Origin of the sequence: Cellulomonas sp. PhB143 (assembly GCF_003752595.1) — a bacterium.
In the GTDB taxonomy this organism is placed as follows: domain Bacteria; phylum Actinomycetota; class Actinomycetes; order Actinomycetales; family Cellulomonadaceae; genus Paraoerskovia.
Genome location: NZ_RKIJ01000011.1, coordinates 55,322 through 70,358, shown reverse-complemented (window position 1 = coordinate 70,358; position 15,037 = coordinate 55,322). Strand labels below are relative to the sequence as shown.

The window sequence follows — 15,037 nt, the reverse complement described above, 5'->3', positions numbered from 1 at the left end:
CGTCCCGGGGACCGGCCGAGGGCCGCCCCGCGCTTGCTCCGCGCCGTGCGGCGGGGAGCCAGGTCGTCACCCGGGGCACCCCACCGCGAGTGGAGGGTTGCCGGCCAGCAAACCGGGGTTTCACGCTGGCGCTCATGACCTGGATCCAGGATCACCGAGGGCGCCGGGCGCGTCAAACGGCTGTCCATCACGTCTCGCATCGTGGACCCGTCGGCGGACGGGACGGCGGACGGGCGCCCCGGAGCCCTCCGGCATGACGTACGCTCCGACCACCATCCAGAGCGGCCGAGTGACCTGGCACGACGACGCCGCAGCAACCCCTCGGAGCGATCCGGGCGAGGGTGCTACCGCCACGACCGATGGAGGAGCGCAATGACGTCCCCTGACGCACGACCCGCTGCCGGCTACGCCGGCGACCTCACGCCCCGGCAGGCGTGGGACCTGCTCGCCGCCGACGAGCGTGCCGTCCTCGTCGACGTCCGCACCGAGGGCGAGTGGTCGACGGTCGGCGTGCCCGACGTCGCCCCGCTCGACCGGCGGACCACGTTCGCCGAGTGGGTCACGCCCGCCGGGCCCAACCCCGCGTTCCTCGACGAGGTCCGCGCGGCCGGGCTCGTGGCCGGGGACGAGCGTCCCGTCGTCTTCCTCTGCCGCTCCGGGCAGCGCTCGATCGCCGCCGCCCGCGCCGCGACCGCCGCGGGCCTCGGCCCGGCGTACAACGTGCTGGACGGCTTCGAGGGCGACGTCGGCCCCGACGGGCGCCGCGGGCACGCCGGCTGGCGCGCCGAGGGGCTCGCGTCCACCACCTGGGCGCCGTCGGCAGGGACGGACGGTGCCGGGGCATGAGCGACGCACAGGTCGTCGGCAGCGTCACCGGGCCCTCCGCGCCCGGCGAGGTCCCCGGAGGCTCGGGCCGCGGCCCGCTGCCCGCCGCCGCCCGGCCCGCGACGCTCGCCGTGCGCGGCGGTCACCGGCGCTCGGAGTTCGGCGAGACGAGCGAGGCGCTGTTCCTCACGCAGGGGTTCGTCTACGGCACGGCGAGCGACGCCGAGGCGGCGTTCGAGGGCAACCTCGACCGCTTCATCTACTCGCGCTACGGCAACCCCACCGTGCACGCCTTCGAGGAGCGCATGCGCCTCGTCGAGGGGGCCGAGGCCTGCTATGCGACCGCCTCCGGGATGTCGGCCGTGTTCACGTCCCTCGCCGCGCTCGTGGCGTCCGGCTCGCGGATCGTCGCCTCGCGCGCGTTGTTCGGCTCGTCGCTGGTGATCTTCGACGAGATCTTCGCGAAGTGGGGCGTGCGCACCGACTACGTCGACGGGCACGTCCTCGCCCAGTGGGAGGAGGCGCTGTCGACCCCCGCGGACGTCGTGTTCTTCGAGACGCCGTCGAACCCCATGCAGGACATCGTCGACGTGCGTCGCGTCAGCGAGCTGGCGCACGCCGCCGGCGCGACCGTCGTCCTCGACAACGTGTTCGCGACCCCGCTGCTGCAGAAGCCGCTCGAGCTCGGCGCCGACGTCGTCGTCTACTCGGCGACCAAGCACATCGACGGCCAGGGCCGGGTGCTCGGCGGGGCGATCCTCGGCTCCGAGGAGTACGTCCACGGGCCCGTGCAGACGTTCATCCGCAACACCGGGCCGTCGCTGTCGGCGTTCAACGCCTGGACGCTGCTCAAGGGCCTCGAGACGCTGCCCGTGCGTGTCGCGGCGCAGAACGCGAACGCCCTGCAGGTCGCGACGGCGCTCGAGCGCCTGCCCGGCGTCGCGCAGGTGCGCTACCCGTTCCTCGACTCCCACCCGCAGGCCGCGCTCGCGCGCTCGCAGCAGTCGGGCGGCGGCACCGTGGTCACGGTCGACATCGAGGTGCCCGCGGGCACCGACGCCGTGGACGCCAAGAAGCGTTCGTTCGCGTTCCTCGACGCGCTGCGCGTCGTGGACATCTCGAACAACCTCGGGGACGCCAAGTCCCTGATCACCCACCCGGCCACGACGACGCACCGCAAGCTCGGGCCGGAGGGGCGGGCCGCCGTCGGGATCGCGGAGACGACCGTACGCCTGAGCGTGGGGCTCGAGGACCCGCTGGACATCCTCGAGGACGTCGAGCAGGCGCTGGCCGCGCGGTAGCCGCGCCGGGCGTACGGTGGACCGACCCTGGTTGGTCGGACAGGTTCGGCGCCGACGAGATCGCCGAGATGTTCCGCCTCACCGAGTGAAGATCACGTTCGGGCTCGGGCACGCGTCGTTCACGCTCGAGCCCAGCGTCGCCCGCGGCGCCGCCCTCCGGCTCGGATTCGTCGAGCTCGCCGTCGACGGCGCCCACGCTGCCGCCGTGGCCGACCTGCCGGCGATCCACAAGGATCCGTTCGACCGCCTGCTCGTCGCTCAGGCGAGCGTCGCAGGGCTGCCGTCGCTGACCCACGGCCCCGTGGTGCCGCGCTACCCGGGTCCCGTCCGGCTGGTCTGACGCGACCGGGCTCGGAGCCACACCGCCACGGCGAGCGGCGCGAGCGACTCGGCGCCCGCCACGAGGCGCTCGGTGAGGCCGAGCGCGGCGCCGCCACCCGGGCCGCCCTGCGCCAGCTCGAGGACGAACGCGCCGAGCAGCACGACCAGCACCGCGCTCGTGCCCAGGCCCGGACCCACGCCGATGCCCCGGCCCGATGCAGGACGCCGCGCTGCGGACGCCGCCGGCCAGAGCGCCAGCGCGGCGAACCCCGTGCCCGCGGCGACGCCGTGCGCGTGCGGGTAGAGGTCGACCGGCAGCGCCGCCACCGCGGCCGTCGCGACGCCGCCCAGCGCGAGCAGCGCCCGCCCGGCCGCGGGCAGGCCGCGCAGCCCGAGGGAGGTCACGACGTGGCACGCCCCGGTCACCGCGAGACCCGTCGTCATGATCCAGGTGTCCACGGACGGCGCCGCCGCGAGCGCGCTGATCGTCTCCGCGACCGGGTCGAAGCTCTGCTGCCGCGCGGCGGCGAGCGTCCAGCCGCCGATCATCGCGACCGGCGCGACGACCGCGCTCGCGAGCGCCCACCACGGCGGGCGCACGCTCAGAGCACCAGGCCGAGGCAGAACGCGGAGTCGAAGGCGTCGTACGGCGGGAACGGCAGCACGGGCCGGTACCCGCGGCGGCGGTACGTCGCGAGCGCCTCGGGCTGGCGCGGGCCGGTGCCCAGCAGGAGCCGGGCGAACCCGCGCGAGCGCGCCGCCTGCTCGGCCGCGTCGAGGAGCGCCGTGGCCACGCCCGTGCGCCGCGCCTCGGCGCGGACGAAGACCTTGGAGAGCTCGGCCGCCCCGGCCGGAGACCCGGCGTCGGCCACCCGGACCGAGGCGCAGCCGAGCGCGCGCCCGTCCCGCGAGGCGAGGACGGTGACCAGCACGCTGCGGCCGAGCCCGGCGTCGGAGGCCGCGAAGGCCGCGGGCTCCGCGAGATGGGCGAAGTCCTCCGGGTAGCGCGCGAGGTTGGTGGTCTCGAACATCTCGCGCCGCAGGACGGCGGCGTCGGGGTGGTCCCACGCGACCTCGGCGAGGTCCACGGGCCGACGTCGCTCGCCCTGCCCCGGCGGCGCGGCAGGGACCGGCGCGCCCGGGCCGCCGGCAGCCAGCGGCTTCGCGAAGCACCGCGAGTCCGCCTCGGCCACGTACGCGCCGTAGCGCTCGGTCGGCACGTAGCCGAGGGCGAGGTACAGGCCGATCGCCTCGGGCTGGCGCGTGCCCGTCTCGAGGACGAGCGAGCGCAGACCGTGCTGCGCGGCGTGCGACTCGAGGGCGGCCATGACCGCCTTGGAGAGGCCACGACCACGGCACGACGGGTCGACGAAGACGCGCTTGACCTCGCCGGTGCCGTCCGGGTGGCGACCCCCGCGACCGTCCGGCGCGCCCGAGACGTCCCGCACCGTCCCGCAGGCGACGGGCACGCCCGCCTCGCGCAGCACGACCGTCGCCACGGCGGCGTCGCCGGTCACCGGATCGCCGACGTCGCTCTGCCCCGGCGCCACGCCGTAGGTCGCGGCGAGCTCGGCCTGCTGCACCTCGCGCAGGCGCACGGCGTCGGGGTCGTCGAACGGCACGAGCTCGAGGTCCGGCGCCGCGGCGGGCGGGGACCCGATCGCGCTCACGAGGAGACGAGCGTGGTGAGCACCGAGGTGAAGAACCCCAGGCCGTCCGTCCCGGCGCGGTGGCCTGCGTCGGACGCGGGGCCGAACCCGGCCTCGACCGCGTGCTCGGGGTGCGGCATGAGGCCCACGACGTTCCCTGCGGCGTTCGTGATCCCGGCGATGTCGCGGCGCGAGCCGTTGGGGTTGGCGTCGGCGTAGCGGAACACCACCCGGCCCTCGCCCTCCAGCTCGTCCAGCGTGCGCTCGTCGGCGACGAACTGGCCGTCCTGGTTCTTCAGCGGGACGGTGATGCGCTGGCCCGCCGCGTAGTCGCGCGTCCACGCGGTCTCGGCGTTCTCGACCGTGAGCACCTGCTCGCGGCAGACGAAGTGCAGGTGGTCGTTCTTGATCATCGAGCCCGGCAGGAGGTGGGCCTCGGTGAGCACCTGGAAGCCGTTGCAGATGCCGAGCACCGGCAGCCCTCCCCGCGCGGCGTCCACGAGCACGTCGACCACGGGGGCGAACCGGCTGATGGCGCCGGCGCGCAGGTAGTCGCCGTAGGAGAAGCCGCCCGGCAGGACGACGGCATCGACGCCCTGCAGGTCGGCGTCGGCGTGCCACAGGGCGACGGGCCGGCCGCCGGCGAGCCGGACCGCGCGGGCCGCGTCCCGGTCGTCGAGCGTGCCGGGGAAGGTCACGACGCCGATGCGCGCCGTGGCGAGGGCGGTGGAGGCCATCAGGCCGTGGCCTCGGCCTCGGTGGTCACCTCGGCGACGCGGACGACGTCCTCGATCACCGGGTTCGACAGCAGCGTCTCGGCCGCCTCGCGCGCCGCCGCGAGCACGGCGTCGGTCACCGGACCGTCGACCTCGAGCTCGAAGCGCCTGCCCTGACGGACGCCGGTGAACTGCGTGAACCCGAGGCGCGGCAGCTGCCGCACGACGGCCTTGCCCTGGGGGTCCAGGATCTCGGGCTTGGGCATGACCTCGACGACGACGCGTCCCACGGGGGCTCCTCGAGCACTCGGTACGGGGGGCGACGGGCCACGCACGGGCCGCGGTCGCCGGGATTCCGGGGTCAGTCTAGCCGCCCGCGGACGGGCGACCTCCCGCGCCGGGGCTGCTCGGGCAGCCCTGTGCGCACCGGGTGCGCGCTCGGCGGCGCAGGGTGTATCTTCGAACACGTGTTCGACGGGCGCCGGCGCTCCGCCCCCCCTGCAGCGCCGGCGCCCGCGGACATCCACGGGACGTGCCGTCAGCTCAGGGGCGCGCCCGTGATCCGCTCGAAGGCCTCGAGGTAGCGGTCGCGAGTCCGTTCGACGACGTCGTCCGGAAGCATGGGCGGCGCGGCGTCGCCCGAGCGGTCCCAGCCGGAGGCGGGCGAGGTCAGCCAGTCGCGCACGAACTGCTTGTCGAAGCTCGGCTGCGCGCGCCCGGGCTGCCACTGGTCGGCCGGCCAGAACCGCGACGAGTCCGGCGTCAGGACCTCGTCGCCGAGCACCACCTCGCCGCTCGTCGGGTCCACCCCGAACTCCAGCTTCGTGTCGGCGAGCACCACCCCGCGCTCGCGGGCGATCCGCTCGGCCCGCCCGTAGACCGCCAGCGACAGCTCGCGCAGGCGCTCCGCGGCGTCCGCGCCGATCGTCGCCGCGACCACCTCGAAGCTCACGTTCTCGTCGTGCTCGCCCTGCTCGGCCTTGGTCGCGGGCGTGAAGATCGGCTCCGGCAGCCGGGAGCCGTCCACCAGCCCCTCGGGGAGCCGGACGCCGCACACCGCGCCCCCCGCCCGGTACTCGACGAGCCCCGACCCGGTCAGGTAGCCCCGCACGACGCACTCGACGGGGAACATGTCCAGGCGACGGCACACCATCGCACGGCCCGCGACGACGTCGGGCACCAGGCCGTCGCCCGGCTCCGCCGAGACCTCGGTCGAGACGACATGGTTCGCCACCACGTCGCCGAGCTGCTCGAACCACCACAGGCTCAGCTGCGTGAGCACGACCCCCTTGTCCGGGACCGGCGGGCTCAGCGGGTGGTCGTACGCGCTCACCCGGTCGCTCGCGACGACGAGGACGACGTCGCCGAGCGGGTGCACGCCCCCCAGGGCGGGCAGGTCGGGCTCGTAGAGGTCGCGGACCTTGCCGGAGTACACGTGCCGCCAGCCGGGCAGCTCGAGCACGGACGGGGCACCGGCGCGGGTGTCCCCCGCCGCGGCGCGCGCCGCGATGTCCGTGCGGTGGTGGGAGCCGGCCAGCGAGATGCGCGCGACGCCCGCGTACGCCCGCTCCCGCGCCGCGCCGAGGTCCGCCCCCTGCCCGACGACGGACAGCACGCGGCCGCCCGCGCTCACCAGGGCGCCGTCCGCGTCGAGCGCCGTCCCGGCGTGCAGGACGTGCACCGCGTCGAGGGCGGCCGCGGCCGCGACGCCGTCGATCCGGTCGCCCGTGCGGGGCGCTGCCGGGTACCCCTGCGACGCGACGACCACCGTGACCGCCGAGCCGTCCGACCACTCGAGCGGCGGCTGCCCCGCCAGCCGGCCCTCCGCCGCCGCGAGCAGCAGCGACGACAGCGGGGTGCGCAGCCGCGAGAGCACGACCTGCGTCTCGGGGTCGCCGAAGCGGGCGTTGAACTCCACGACCCGCGTGCCGCGGCTGGTCAGCGCGAGCCCGACGTACAGGACGCCGGAGAACGGCGTGCCCCGCCGCGCCATCTCGTCGACCGTGGGCTGCGCGATGCGCGCGACGACCTCCTCGGTGAGCCCCTCGGGCGCCCAGGGCAGCGGGCTGTAGGCACCCATCCCGCCGGTGTTGGGGCCGGCGTCGCCGTCCAGCGCCCGCTTGAAGTCCTGGGCCGGGGCGAGCGGGACGACGTCGGTCCCGTCGCACACGCAGAACAGCGAGACCTCGGGCCCGTCGAGGAACTCCTCGATCACGACCCGGCCGTCGCCGCCCCGCGCGTCGAGGCACGCCCGCGCGTGGTCGAGCGCCTCGGCGCGCTCGGAGGTGACGACGACGCCCTTGCCGGCCGCGAGGCCGTCGTCCTTGACGACGTACGGGGCGCCGAAGTCGTCGAGCGCGGCGGCCACCCGGTCGAGGTCGGTGCACACGTGCGCACGCGCCGTCGGCACGCCCGCCGCGGCCATGACGTCCTTGGCGAAGGCCTTGGAGCCCTCGAGCCGCGCCGCCCGCGCGCCGGGCCCGAACACCGGGACACCGGCCGAGCGCACGGCGTCCGCGACCCCGGCCACGAGGGGCGCCTCCGGGCCGACGACGACCAGGTCGGCGCCGAGGGACGTCGCGAGCCCCGCCACGGCCGCGCCGTCGAGCGCGTCGACGGGGTGCAGCGTGGCGAGCGCCGCGATCCCGGGGTTGCCCGGCGCGGCGTGCAGCTCGTGCGGCGCGGCCCCGTCCGGGCGGGCCTCGTGCGCGAGCGCGTAGGCGATGGCGTGCTCGCGGGCACCGGTACCGACGACGAGGATCTTCACGGGCGCCGAGTCTACCGAGCGGCGGGCCCGACCCGGGGAGCCGTCCGCGGCCCGGGCCGCCGCCGGCTCAGCGACCGTGGATGAGGTCGTGGACGCCGATGATCTCGTCGCGACGCGGGCCGACCCCCACCGCGGAGATCCGCGCGCCCGACATGTCCTCGAGCGCGCGCACGTACGCCTGGGCGTTGGCGGGCAGGTCCTCGAAGGTGCGGCACTGCGAGATGTCCTCCCACCAGCCGGGCAGCTCCTCGTAGACCGGCTTCGCGTGGTGGAACGCGGTCTGGTCGATGGGCATCTCCTCGTGCCGGACGCCGTCGACGTCGTACGCGACGCAGACCGGGATCTTCTCCAGGCCGGTCAGCACGTCGAGCTTGGTCAGCACGATGTCCGTGAGCCCGTTGACGCGCGAGGAGTACCGGGCGATGACGGCGTCGTACCAGCCGCACCGGCGCGCGCGGCCCGTCGTCACGCCAAACTCGCCGCCGGTCTTGCGCAGGTACTCCCCCGCGTCGTCGAACAGCTCGGTGGGGAACGGTCCCTCGCCGACCCGCGTCGTGTACGCCTTGATGACGCCGATCACCGAGTCGATGCGGGTAGGCCCGACGCCGGAGCCGGTCACCGCGCCGCCGGCCGTCGCGTTCGACGACGTCACGAACGGGTAGGTGCCGTGGTCGACGTCGAGCATCGTCGCCTGGCCGCCCTCGAAGAGGACGGTCTTGCCGGCGTCGAGCGCCTCGTTCAGCACGAGGCCGGTGTCCGCGACCATCGGCTTGAGGCGCTCGGCGTGGATGAGGAGCTCGTCCAGCGTCTCCTGCACCTCGATCGCACGCCGGTTGTAGACCTTGACCAGCAGGTGGTTCTTCTGGTCGAGGGCGCCCTCGATCTTCTCGGCGAGGATCTTCTCGTCGAACAGGTCGGTCATGCGCAGCCCGACGCGGTTGATCTTGTCCGCGTACGCGGGCCCGATGCCCCGGCCCGTCGTGCCGATGCGACGCTTGCCGAGGAACCGCTCGGAGACCTTGTCGATCGTGCGGTGGTAGTCCGCGATGACGTGCGCGCCCTGCGAGACGAGCAGCCGCGAGACGTCGACGCCGCGCGCGATCAGGGCGTCGAGCTCCTCGAACAGCACCTCGATGTCGACGACGACGCCGTTGCCGATGACGGGCACGACGCCCGGCGAGAGGATCCCGGAGGGCAGGAGGTGCAGCGCGTACTTCTCGTCGCCGATCACGACCGTGTGGCCGGCGTTGTTGCCGCCGTTGAACTTCACGACGTAGTCGACGCGCGAACCGAGGAGGTCGGTCGCCTTCCCCTTGCCCTCGTCTCCCCACTGGCCCCCGACGAGCACGACGGCTGGCATGCGATCCCTGCTTTCCGTTCAGACGGTGGTGGTGCTGTGACGGGCCGCGGCCCGCGTCCGAGCGCCCTGCGGCGCGCCGACCGCGACGAGTTTACAAGTCTTTGACCAAGCGGGGCGGCGGGGGCTCAGCGCAGCGCGCGGACCTCGTCCGCGGACGTCCCGGAGTCGAGCAGCAGCTGCGTGCACCGCTGTGCCTCGGGCTCCTCGCCGATCGCCTCGGCGGCGTCCGCGAGCGCGAGCACCGCCCGCAGGATCCCCTGGTTCGCCCGGTGGTCGGCCGGGATCGGCCCCTGCCCGCGCCAGCCCGCTCGTCGCAGGGCGTCGAGCCCGCGGTGGTAGCCCGTGCGCGCGTAGGCGTAGGCCGCGACCGGGTCCCCCGCGTCGAGCGCGCCCTCGGCGAGCACCGCCCAGACGTACGACGACGCCGGGAAGCGACGTGCGGCGTCGTCCACCGGCACCCCGTCCTCGAGCGCCCGGCGCGCCGCGAGGTCGGGGTGGTCGTCGCCGAGGCGGACCGGCGCCGGGCCGTCCAGGAGGTTGCGACCGTGGACCGGGGGGTGCGCTGCGTCCGTCATGGGCACGATTCTCGCAGGTCGAGACCGGCGCCGGGGGGCGCCCGCCTGCGCGGGCACCGCCCGGTGTCTACAGTGCAGGCATGATCCAGGTACAGGCATGATCGAGATCGCCACGTCCCCGGCGACGACCACCCTCGTCATCAGCGGGGACCTCGATCTCGCCGAGCGGGACCAGTTCCCCGAGATCGCCGCCCGCGTCGTCGGGCTGCGGCGCCAGCTGCTCGTCATCGACATGTGCCGGGTCACCTTCATGGACTCCACGGGGGCCGCGTTCCTCATCTCGCTGGCCGACTCGGGCCGCAAGCGTGGCGGGGCGACGGTGCTGCGCGGGTGCGACGACCGCGACCTGTTCGTCCTCGAGGTGTGCGGCGCGCTGGAGCTCTTCCGGATCGACACGGACCACCACTGCGCGCCGACGCCGCCGGCCGGGGTCCACCCGGAGGCCTGAGCCCCCGCCCGCTCGGCCCGTCCGGTCGCCCCGTCCGCCGAGACGTCGAATTCGGCCCCGAGATCTGCGATCTCAGGGGCGGAATTCGACGTCTCGGCGGGACGATCCAGCGGGACCGGGCCGGCGGAGCCGGGCCGGCGGGACCAGGCGGCCGTCAGGTGCGGGAGAGCCCCGGGACGCCCGACGACGGTCGCATCCGCGCCCAGACGATCTTGCCGCTCGGCGACGGCCGCCAGCCCCAGTCGGCCAGCCGCTCGACGATCTGCATGCCGAACCCGCCGGCGCGGTTCGCATGGCCCTCCCCGGCGATCGGCGGCGCGGGGTTGGAGTCCTCCACCTCGATGCGCAGGCCCTCGCCCGTGTCGAACAGGCGCAGGGCGATGTGTCCCCACCCGTGCAGCACGCCGTTGGCCACGATCTCCGAGACCACCAGCTCGGCGCTCGCCGCGTCGGACACGCCCCACGCCAGGCACGTGCGCCGCACGGCGTGCCGGGCCCGGGCGATCGAGGCCACCTCGCTGGGCAGCAGCCAGCGCCGCGTGCGCGGGCTCGTCACGCGGGCGGCCGCGTCGCCGTCGGGGTCCGGCACCCGCACGACGACGACCGCGACGTCGTCCTCCGGCGCCTCCGCGAGGCGCGTGAGGAGCTCCTCGCCGATCCCGGCGGCGTCGGTGGCCTCCACGAGGGCGACCGTCTCGACGAGCGCGTCGAGGCCGACGCGCAGGGCACGGTCGCGGCGCTCGATGAGGCCGTCGGTGTACAGCAGGAGGGTGTCGCCCGGGTAGAGGGACGCCTGCGCGGTCGCGCGCGGGCGCGCACCGAACCCGATCAGCGGGCCTCCCGCGTCCCCGAGCTGGGTGACCATCCCGTTGCGCACGAGCAGGGGCGGGAGGTGCCCGGCCCGGCTGTACTCCAGGAGCCACGCCGCGGGCCGCGCCTCGGGCCCGTCGCCCCCCGGGCCCTCGCCGTCCGCTCCGTCGGCGGACGCGCCCCGGCTGAGCGTCCCGTACACCAGGCTCGCCGACCGCGGGATCCGCATGCCCGCCACGAGCGCGTCCACGCGCTCGAGCACCGGGCCCGGCGTCCGGCGTTCGTACGCGTAGGACCGCACGACCGAGCGCAGCTGGCCCATGGCCGCCGCCGCCTCCACGTCGTGCCCGACGACGTCCCCGATCACCAGTCCGACGACGTCGCGGGTCACCTGCAGGACGTCGTACCAGTCGCCGCCGACCTGGGCGTGCTCGGAGTTGGGCGCGTAGTACGTCCAGACGTCGAGGCCGTCCACCTCCGCCTGCTCGGGGAGCATCGCCCGCTGCAGCGTCTCGGCGAGGCGGTGCTCGCGCGCGTACAGGCGCGCGTTGTCGATCGCGAGCCCGGCGCGGCGGCCGGTGACGTGCAGCACCGAGCGCACGTCGATCACCCCGGCGTCGCGCTGATGGCGGGGCACGACGACCAGGACCCCGAGCACGTTCCGGCGCCCGGGCACCGGGTGGACCTCGATCGCCCGGCCCCACAGGCCCTGCGGCAGGCGCCGCTCGAGGTCGTCCGCGAGCCACCGGGACGCGGAGCCGCGGGGCTCGTCCGTCGCGAGCTCGAGGAGCACCGGGTCGCGGGCGATGCCGTCCAGGACCCTCTGCACCGGGTCGGCGCGGGTCTCGCCGCCCAGGTGCGCGGGGCGGATCACCCCGCCGGGCCGCACGGGGTCGCCGAGGGCGTCCGTCTCGTCCGCGCCCGCACGGCCGGCGTGCCGGGCCGCGGTGCCCGAGCGGTGCGTGCGCCCCCGGCCGGACGGCGGCGCCGTGACGTCGATCCCCTCGGCGAACTGCAGGCCGCCGTCGTTGAGGTAGAAGCCCGCCCACGCCACGACGGTGCGGCTCAGGCGCTCCGAGATCTCGCCCAGCACGTCCGGGCGCTCGAGGTCGGCCAAGAGCTCGGAGACCTGCGCGATGGCGTCGAGGCCGGTACGCGCCCCGCGCTCGTGGGCGAGGGACTCCGCCTGGGCGGCGTGCTGCTCGTAGTGGCCGGACTCGTCGACCACGACGCCCACCCAGTGGTCGGCCCCCGTCCGGGGCCCGGGGACGGGGTCGACGAACACCCGCGTCCACAGGGGGCGGCCGTCGCTGCGCGTCGCCTTGACCGTGTGCGTGGCGGGGACCCCCGCCCGGACCGCGTCGCGCAGCGGGGCGAAGTCGACGTCGTCGGACAGCAGGCCCTCGAGCGCGTCGGGCCCGCGGCGCGCGATCTCGTCCGTCGTGAAGCCGCTCAGCCGGGCGAAGGCGTCGTTGACGAAGAGGACGGGCATGGCGTCGGCGTGCGAGCCGGTCACGAACATGGGGACCGAGCTGTGCTGCGCGACGCGGCCCGCCACGTGCTCGGGCAGGGTCGCGTACGGGTCGGCGGAGCCCTGCGTCTCGCCGGACATCTCGCTCCCCTCACCCGACCACGCGCGAACCTGCTGTCCCGAACGGTCATTCAACCGTAGATTGGTCACCTGTGAGCGCCGGGACGTCCCGGTCGAGACGGAGAGGAGCACCGTGGACGAGGGTCACCTGCCCCCTGGCGGGAAGAACAGCACCGTGGACGAGACCGCCGGCGGCACCAGCACGCGCCTCCCGACACCGACGCCCGCCCCCGGCGATCCCGCGACCGTCCACGTGATCGTCGGCTCCTCGCGAGCCCGCATCGTCCTGTCGGGCGAGGTCGACGCCGATCTCGCGGCCGACCTGCAGGAGGCGTCCGCCCACGCGGAGGCGACGAACCTCCCGGTGGAGATCGACGCCCACCACGTGACGTTCATGGACTCCTCCGGGGTCGCGTTCCTCGCCCGGCTCGCCTCGCGCAGCCCGCACACCGTGCGGGTGCTGCGCGCCCCGCCGACCGTCCGCTTCCTGCTGGAGGTCACGCGCATCGGCGAGCTGCTCGACGTCGTCGACGACGACCCCGGGTTCGAGGTCGAGGGCAGCGTGTCCGCGATCCGGCCCCAGGGCCCGACCGGCTGACGCGTCCCGTACGCACGAGGGCCCCGCACCGCACGATGTCTCGTGCGGTGCGGGGCCCTCGTCGTCCCGGGGGACGTCACATCTTGTTGCCGGCGGAGCGCAGCTGCTGCGCGGCCTCGACGATGCGCGCGGCCATGCCGGCCTCGGCCTTCTTGCCCCAGGCGCGCGGGTCGTAGGCCTTCTTGTTGCCGACCTCGCCGTCCACCTTGAGGACGCCGTCGTAGTTCTCGAACATGTGCGAGACGACGGGGCGCGTGAACGCGTACTGCGTGTCCGTGTCGATGTTCATCTTGATGACGCCGTTGTCCACGGCCTCCGAGATCTCCTCGGCCGTCGAGCCGGAGCCGCCGTGGAACACCAGGTCGAACGGGTTCGTCTTGCCGATCTTCTGGCCGACGCCGTCCTGGATCTCCTTGAGCAGCGACGGACGCAGCTTCACGGCGCCCGGCTTGTAGACGCCGTGCACGTTGCCGAACGTCAGGGCCGTGAGGTAGCGGCCCTTCTCGCCGGACCCGAGCGCCTCGACCGTCGCGAGGCCGTCGGCCACCGAGGTGTAGAGCTTCTCGTTGATCTCGGCCTCGTGGCCGTCCTCCTCGCCACCGACGACGCCGACCTCGATCTCGAGGATCGTGCGGGCCGCGACGGAGAGCTCGAGGAGCTCCTCGGCGATGACCAGGTTCTCGTCGAGCGGCACGGACGAGCCGTCCCACATGTGCGACTGGAACGTCGGCAGGCCGCCGGCCCGGACCTGCTCGGCCTCGAGGGCGAGGAGCGGGCGGACCCAGGAGTCGAGGTTCTGCTTGGCGCAGTGGTCGGTGTGCAGCGCGATGTTCACGCCGTAGCTCTTCGCGACCTCGGTCGCGTACGCCGCGAGGGCGAGCGAGCCGGAGACGCGGTCCTTGATCGTCGACCCGGAGGCGTACTCGGCGCCGCCGACGGAGACCTGGATGATGCCGTCCGACTCGGCCTCGGCGAAGCCCTGGATGGCGGCGGTCACGGTCTGCGACGACGTGATGTTGACCGCGGGGTAGGCGAACGAGCCTGCCTTCGCGCGGTCGATCATCTCGGCATAGACCTCGGGGGTTGCGATGGGCATCTGCGGATCTCCAATGGCGAGAACGTGGTGGAGGACGGCGCTGTCTCCCGGTACGGCCCGATTTTCTCACGGACGGGAGCCCGACGGCGTAGCGGTCCCGGCGGGTGGACGCCCGGGTCCCGCCTCAGGGAGCCGGGTCGGCCGGGACGACGGCGTGCCGGCGCACCCACGCGTGCATCGCGACGGCCGCGGCGGCGCCCGCGTTGATCGAGCGCGTCGACCCGAACTGGGTGATGTGCAGGACGACGTCGCACGCCGCGAGCGCCTCCGCCGTCAGACCCGTGCTCTCCTGGCCGAGGAGCAGCACGCACTCGCGCGGGAGCTCGTGGAGCTCGATCGCGACGGACCCCGGGACGTTGTCGACGCCGACGAGCGGGAGCCCGCGACCGCCGTCGTCCCGGGGCGCGGACCTCGCCCAGGCGACGAGGTCGGCGACGTCCGCGTGGTGGCGCACGTGCTGGTACCGGTCCGTGACCATCGCGCCGCGCCGGTTCCAGCGCCGCCGCCCGACGACGTGCACCTCGGCCGCCGCGAAGGCGTTCGCCGTGCGCACGACCGAGCCGATGTTCAGGTCGTGGTGCCAGTTCTCGATCGCCACGTGGAACGGGTGGCGGCGCGTGTCGAGATCGGCCACCACGGCCTCGACGGTCCAGTACCGGTAGGGGTCGACGACGTTGCGGCGGTCGCCGTGCGCGAGCAGCTCGCGGTCGTAGCGGGGGTCGTCCGGCCAGGAGCCCTCTCCCCCGGGCCACGGGCCGACGCCCACCTGCTCGGCGCGGGGGGCCTGCTCGAGGGTCTCGTCCCGCGGGTGGCGAGGGGCGTCGTCGGGGCGAGGGGCGTCGTCGGGCACGCGCCCATTCTCCCGCCCGGATCCGCCGAGACGTCGAATTCCGCCCCCGATCTGGCCAGATCGGGGGCGGAATTCGACGTCGCGGCGGGCCCGTCGCGGCGGGCCGGGCTCGGCGGGGAGGGGGGCCGGC

The 15,037-nt window shown here is 74.9% G+C and carries 15 protein-coding genes and 2 riboswitches; of the genes, 5 read left to right on the top strand and 10 right to left on the bottom strand.

Annotated features, from left to right (window positions below):
- Positions 1-24: 24 nt before the first annotated feature.
- Positions 25-140, bottom strand: a riboswitch (SAM riboswitch).
- Positions 141-269: 129 nt separating this feature from the next.
- Positions 270-366: riboswitch (SAM riboswitch) on the top strand.
- 6 nt (positions 367-372) lie between these two features.
- The 3 genes from EDF32_RS06595 to EDF32_RS06585 all read left to right on the top strand — a co-directional run bounded on the left by EDF32_RS06595 (position 373) and on the right by EDF32_RS06585 (position 2,466).
- Positions 373-846: a rhodanese-like domain-containing protein gene (locus tag EDF32_RS06595; RefSeq protein WP_123307754.1), complete on the top strand. Its 474-nt coding sequence runs from the start codon at positions 373-375 to the stop codon at positions 844-846.
- A complete protein-coding gene (locus tag EDF32_RS06590) occupies positions 843-2,126 on the top strand; it encodes an O-succinylhomoserine sulfhydrylase (protein WP_123307753.1) in 1,284 nt (427 codons plus the stop codon). The genes EDF32_RS06595 and EDF32_RS06590 overlap by 4 nt, the downstream gene beginning before the upstream one ends.
- A gap of 85 nt (positions 2,127-2,211) precedes the next feature.
- Entirely contained in the window at positions 2,212-2,466 is a 255-nt protein-coding gene (locus tag EDF32_RS06585) for a type II toxin-antitoxin system VapC family toxin (RefSeq protein WP_123307752.1), read from the top strand.
- Here EDF32_RS06585 and EDF32_RS06580 read toward each other — a convergent pair.
- The 7 genes from EDF32_RS06580 to EDF32_RS06550 form a co-directional block, all read right to left on the bottom strand.
- Positions 2,439-3,047, bottom strand: coding sequence for a DUF998 domain-containing protein (locus EDF32_RS06580; protein ID WP_123307751.1), 609 nt, complete (start codon positions 3,045-3,047; stop codon positions 2,439-2,441). The two genes, EDF32_RS06585 and EDF32_RS06580, sit on opposite strands and share 28 nt — an antisense overlap.
- 2 nt (positions 3,048-3,049) lie before the next feature.
- On the bottom strand, positions 3,050-4,117 hold the full coding sequence (locus EDF32_RS06575; protein WP_233565767.1) for a GNAT family N-acetyltransferase: 1,068 nt from the start codon (positions 4,115-4,117) through the stop codon (positions 3,050-3,052).
- Positions 4,114-4,833 carry a phosphoribosylformylglycinamidine synthase subunit PurQ gene (gene purQ / locus EDF32_RS06570; RefSeq protein WP_123307750.1) on the bottom strand — a complete coding sequence of 240 codons (720 nt, stop codon included), beginning with the start codon at positions 4,831-4,833 and terminating at the stop codon, positions 4,114-4,116. The genes EDF32_RS06575 and purQ overlap by 4 nt, the downstream gene beginning before the upstream one ends.
- A complete protein-coding gene (gene purS / locus EDF32_RS06565) occupies positions 4,833-5,102 on the bottom strand; it encodes a phosphoribosylformylglycinamidine synthase subunit PurS (RefSeq protein WP_123307749.1) in 270 nt (89 codons plus the stop codon). Before purS ends, purQ begins: the two co-directional genes overlap by 1 nt.
- A 248-nt stretch (positions 5,103-5,350) precedes the next feature.
- On the bottom strand, positions 5,351-7,579 hold the full coding sequence (gene purD, locus EDF32_RS06560; RefSeq protein ID WP_123307748.1) for a phosphoribosylamine--glycine ligase: 2,229 nt from the start codon (positions 7,577-7,579) through the stop codon (positions 5,351-5,353).
- 67 nt (positions 7,580-7,646) lie between these two features.
- Positions 7,647-8,939, bottom strand: a complete 1,293-nt coding sequence (locus EDF32_RS06555) for an adenylosuccinate synthase (protein ID WP_123307747.1) — start codon at positions 8,937-8,939, stop codon at positions 7,647-7,649.
- Positions 8,940-9,064: 125 nt separating this feature from the next.
- Positions 9,065-9,514 carry a DUF3151 domain-containing protein gene (locus tag EDF32_RS06550; RefSeq protein WP_123307746.1) on the bottom strand — a complete coding sequence of 150 codons (450 nt, stop codon included), beginning with the start codon at positions 9,512-9,514 and terminating at the stop codon, positions 9,065-9,067.
- A gap of 97 nt (positions 9,515-9,611) precedes the next feature.
- On the opposite strand from EDF32_RS06550, the gene EDF32_RS06545 reads away from it, so the two are divergent.
- Complete coding sequence (locus tag EDF32_RS06545) at positions 9,612-9,962, top strand: STAS domain-containing protein (protein WP_123307745.1); 351 nt, start codon at positions 9,612-9,614, stop codon at positions 9,960-9,962.
- A gap of 154 nt (positions 9,963-10,116) precedes the next feature.
- Here EDF32_RS06545 and EDF32_RS06540 read toward each other — a convergent pair whose 3' ends face one another.
- Positions 10,117-12,384, bottom strand: coding sequence for a SpoIIE family protein phosphatase (locus EDF32_RS06540; protein WP_123307744.1), 2,268 nt, complete (start codon positions 12,382-12,384; stop codon positions 10,117-10,119).
- A 154-nt stretch (positions 12,385-12,538) separates the two neighbouring features.
- Here EDF32_RS06540 and EDF32_RS06535 point away from each other — a divergent pair, with 154 nt between their 5' ends.
- Positions 12,539-12,961: an STAS domain-containing protein gene (locus tag EDF32_RS06535; RefSeq protein ID WP_123308033.1), complete on the top strand. Its 423-nt coding sequence runs from the start codon at positions 12,539-12,541 to the stop codon at positions 12,959-12,961.
- A 76-nt stretch (positions 12,962-13,037) separates the two neighbouring features.
- Here the strand turns inward: EDF32_RS06535 and fbaA are convergent, their stop codons facing one another.
- Positions 13,038-14,057, bottom strand: coding sequence for a class II fructose-bisphosphate aldolase (gene fbaA / locus EDF32_RS06530; RefSeq protein ID WP_123307743.1), 1,020 nt, complete (start codon positions 14,055-14,057; stop codon positions 13,038-13,040).
- A 124-nt stretch (positions 14,058-14,181) separates the two neighbouring features.
- Positions 14,182-14,907: a TrmH family RNA methyltransferase gene (locus EDF32_RS06525; RefSeq protein WP_123307742.1), complete on the bottom strand. Its 726-nt coding sequence runs from the start codon at positions 14,905-14,907 to the stop codon at positions 14,182-14,184.
- Between the last annotated feature and the right edge of the window lie 130 nt (positions 14,908-15,037).

What these genes read in the sequence shown, in the direction of transcription:
- EDF32_RS06595 (WP_123307754.1), top strand. Translation starts at nt 373, where the DNA reads ATGACGTCCCCTGACGCACGACCCGCTGCCGGCTACGCCGGCGACCTC.
- EDF32_RS06590 (WP_123307753.1), top strand. Translation starts at nt 843, where the DNA reads ATGAGCGACGCACAGGTCGTCGGCAGCGTCACCGGGCCCTCCGCGCCC.
- purQ (WP_123307750.1), bottom strand. Translation starts at nt 4,833, where the DNA reads ATGGCCTCCACCGCCCTCGCCACGGCGCGCATCGGCGTCGTGACCTTC.
- EDF32_RS06555 (WP_123307747.1), bottom strand. Translation starts at nt 8,939, where the DNA reads ATGCCAGCCGTCGTGCTCGTCGGGGGCCAGTGGGGAGACGAGGGCAAG.
- EDF32_RS06550 (WP_123307746.1), bottom strand. Translation starts at nt 9,514, where the DNA reads ATGACGGACGCAGCGCACCCCCCGGTCCACGGTCGCAACCTCCTGGAC.
- EDF32_RS06545 (WP_123307745.1), top strand. Translation starts at nt 9,612, where the DNA reads ATGATCGAGATCGCCACGTCCCCGGCGACGACCACCCTCGTCATCAGC.
- EDF32_RS06540 (WP_123307744.1), bottom strand. Translation starts at nt 12,384, where the DNA reads ATGTCCGGCGAGACGCAGGGCTCCGCCGACCCGTACGCGACCCTGCCC.
- fbaA (WP_123307743.1), bottom strand. Translation starts at nt 14,057, where the DNA reads ATGCCCATCGCAACCCCCGAGGTCTATGCCGAGATGATCGACCGCGCG.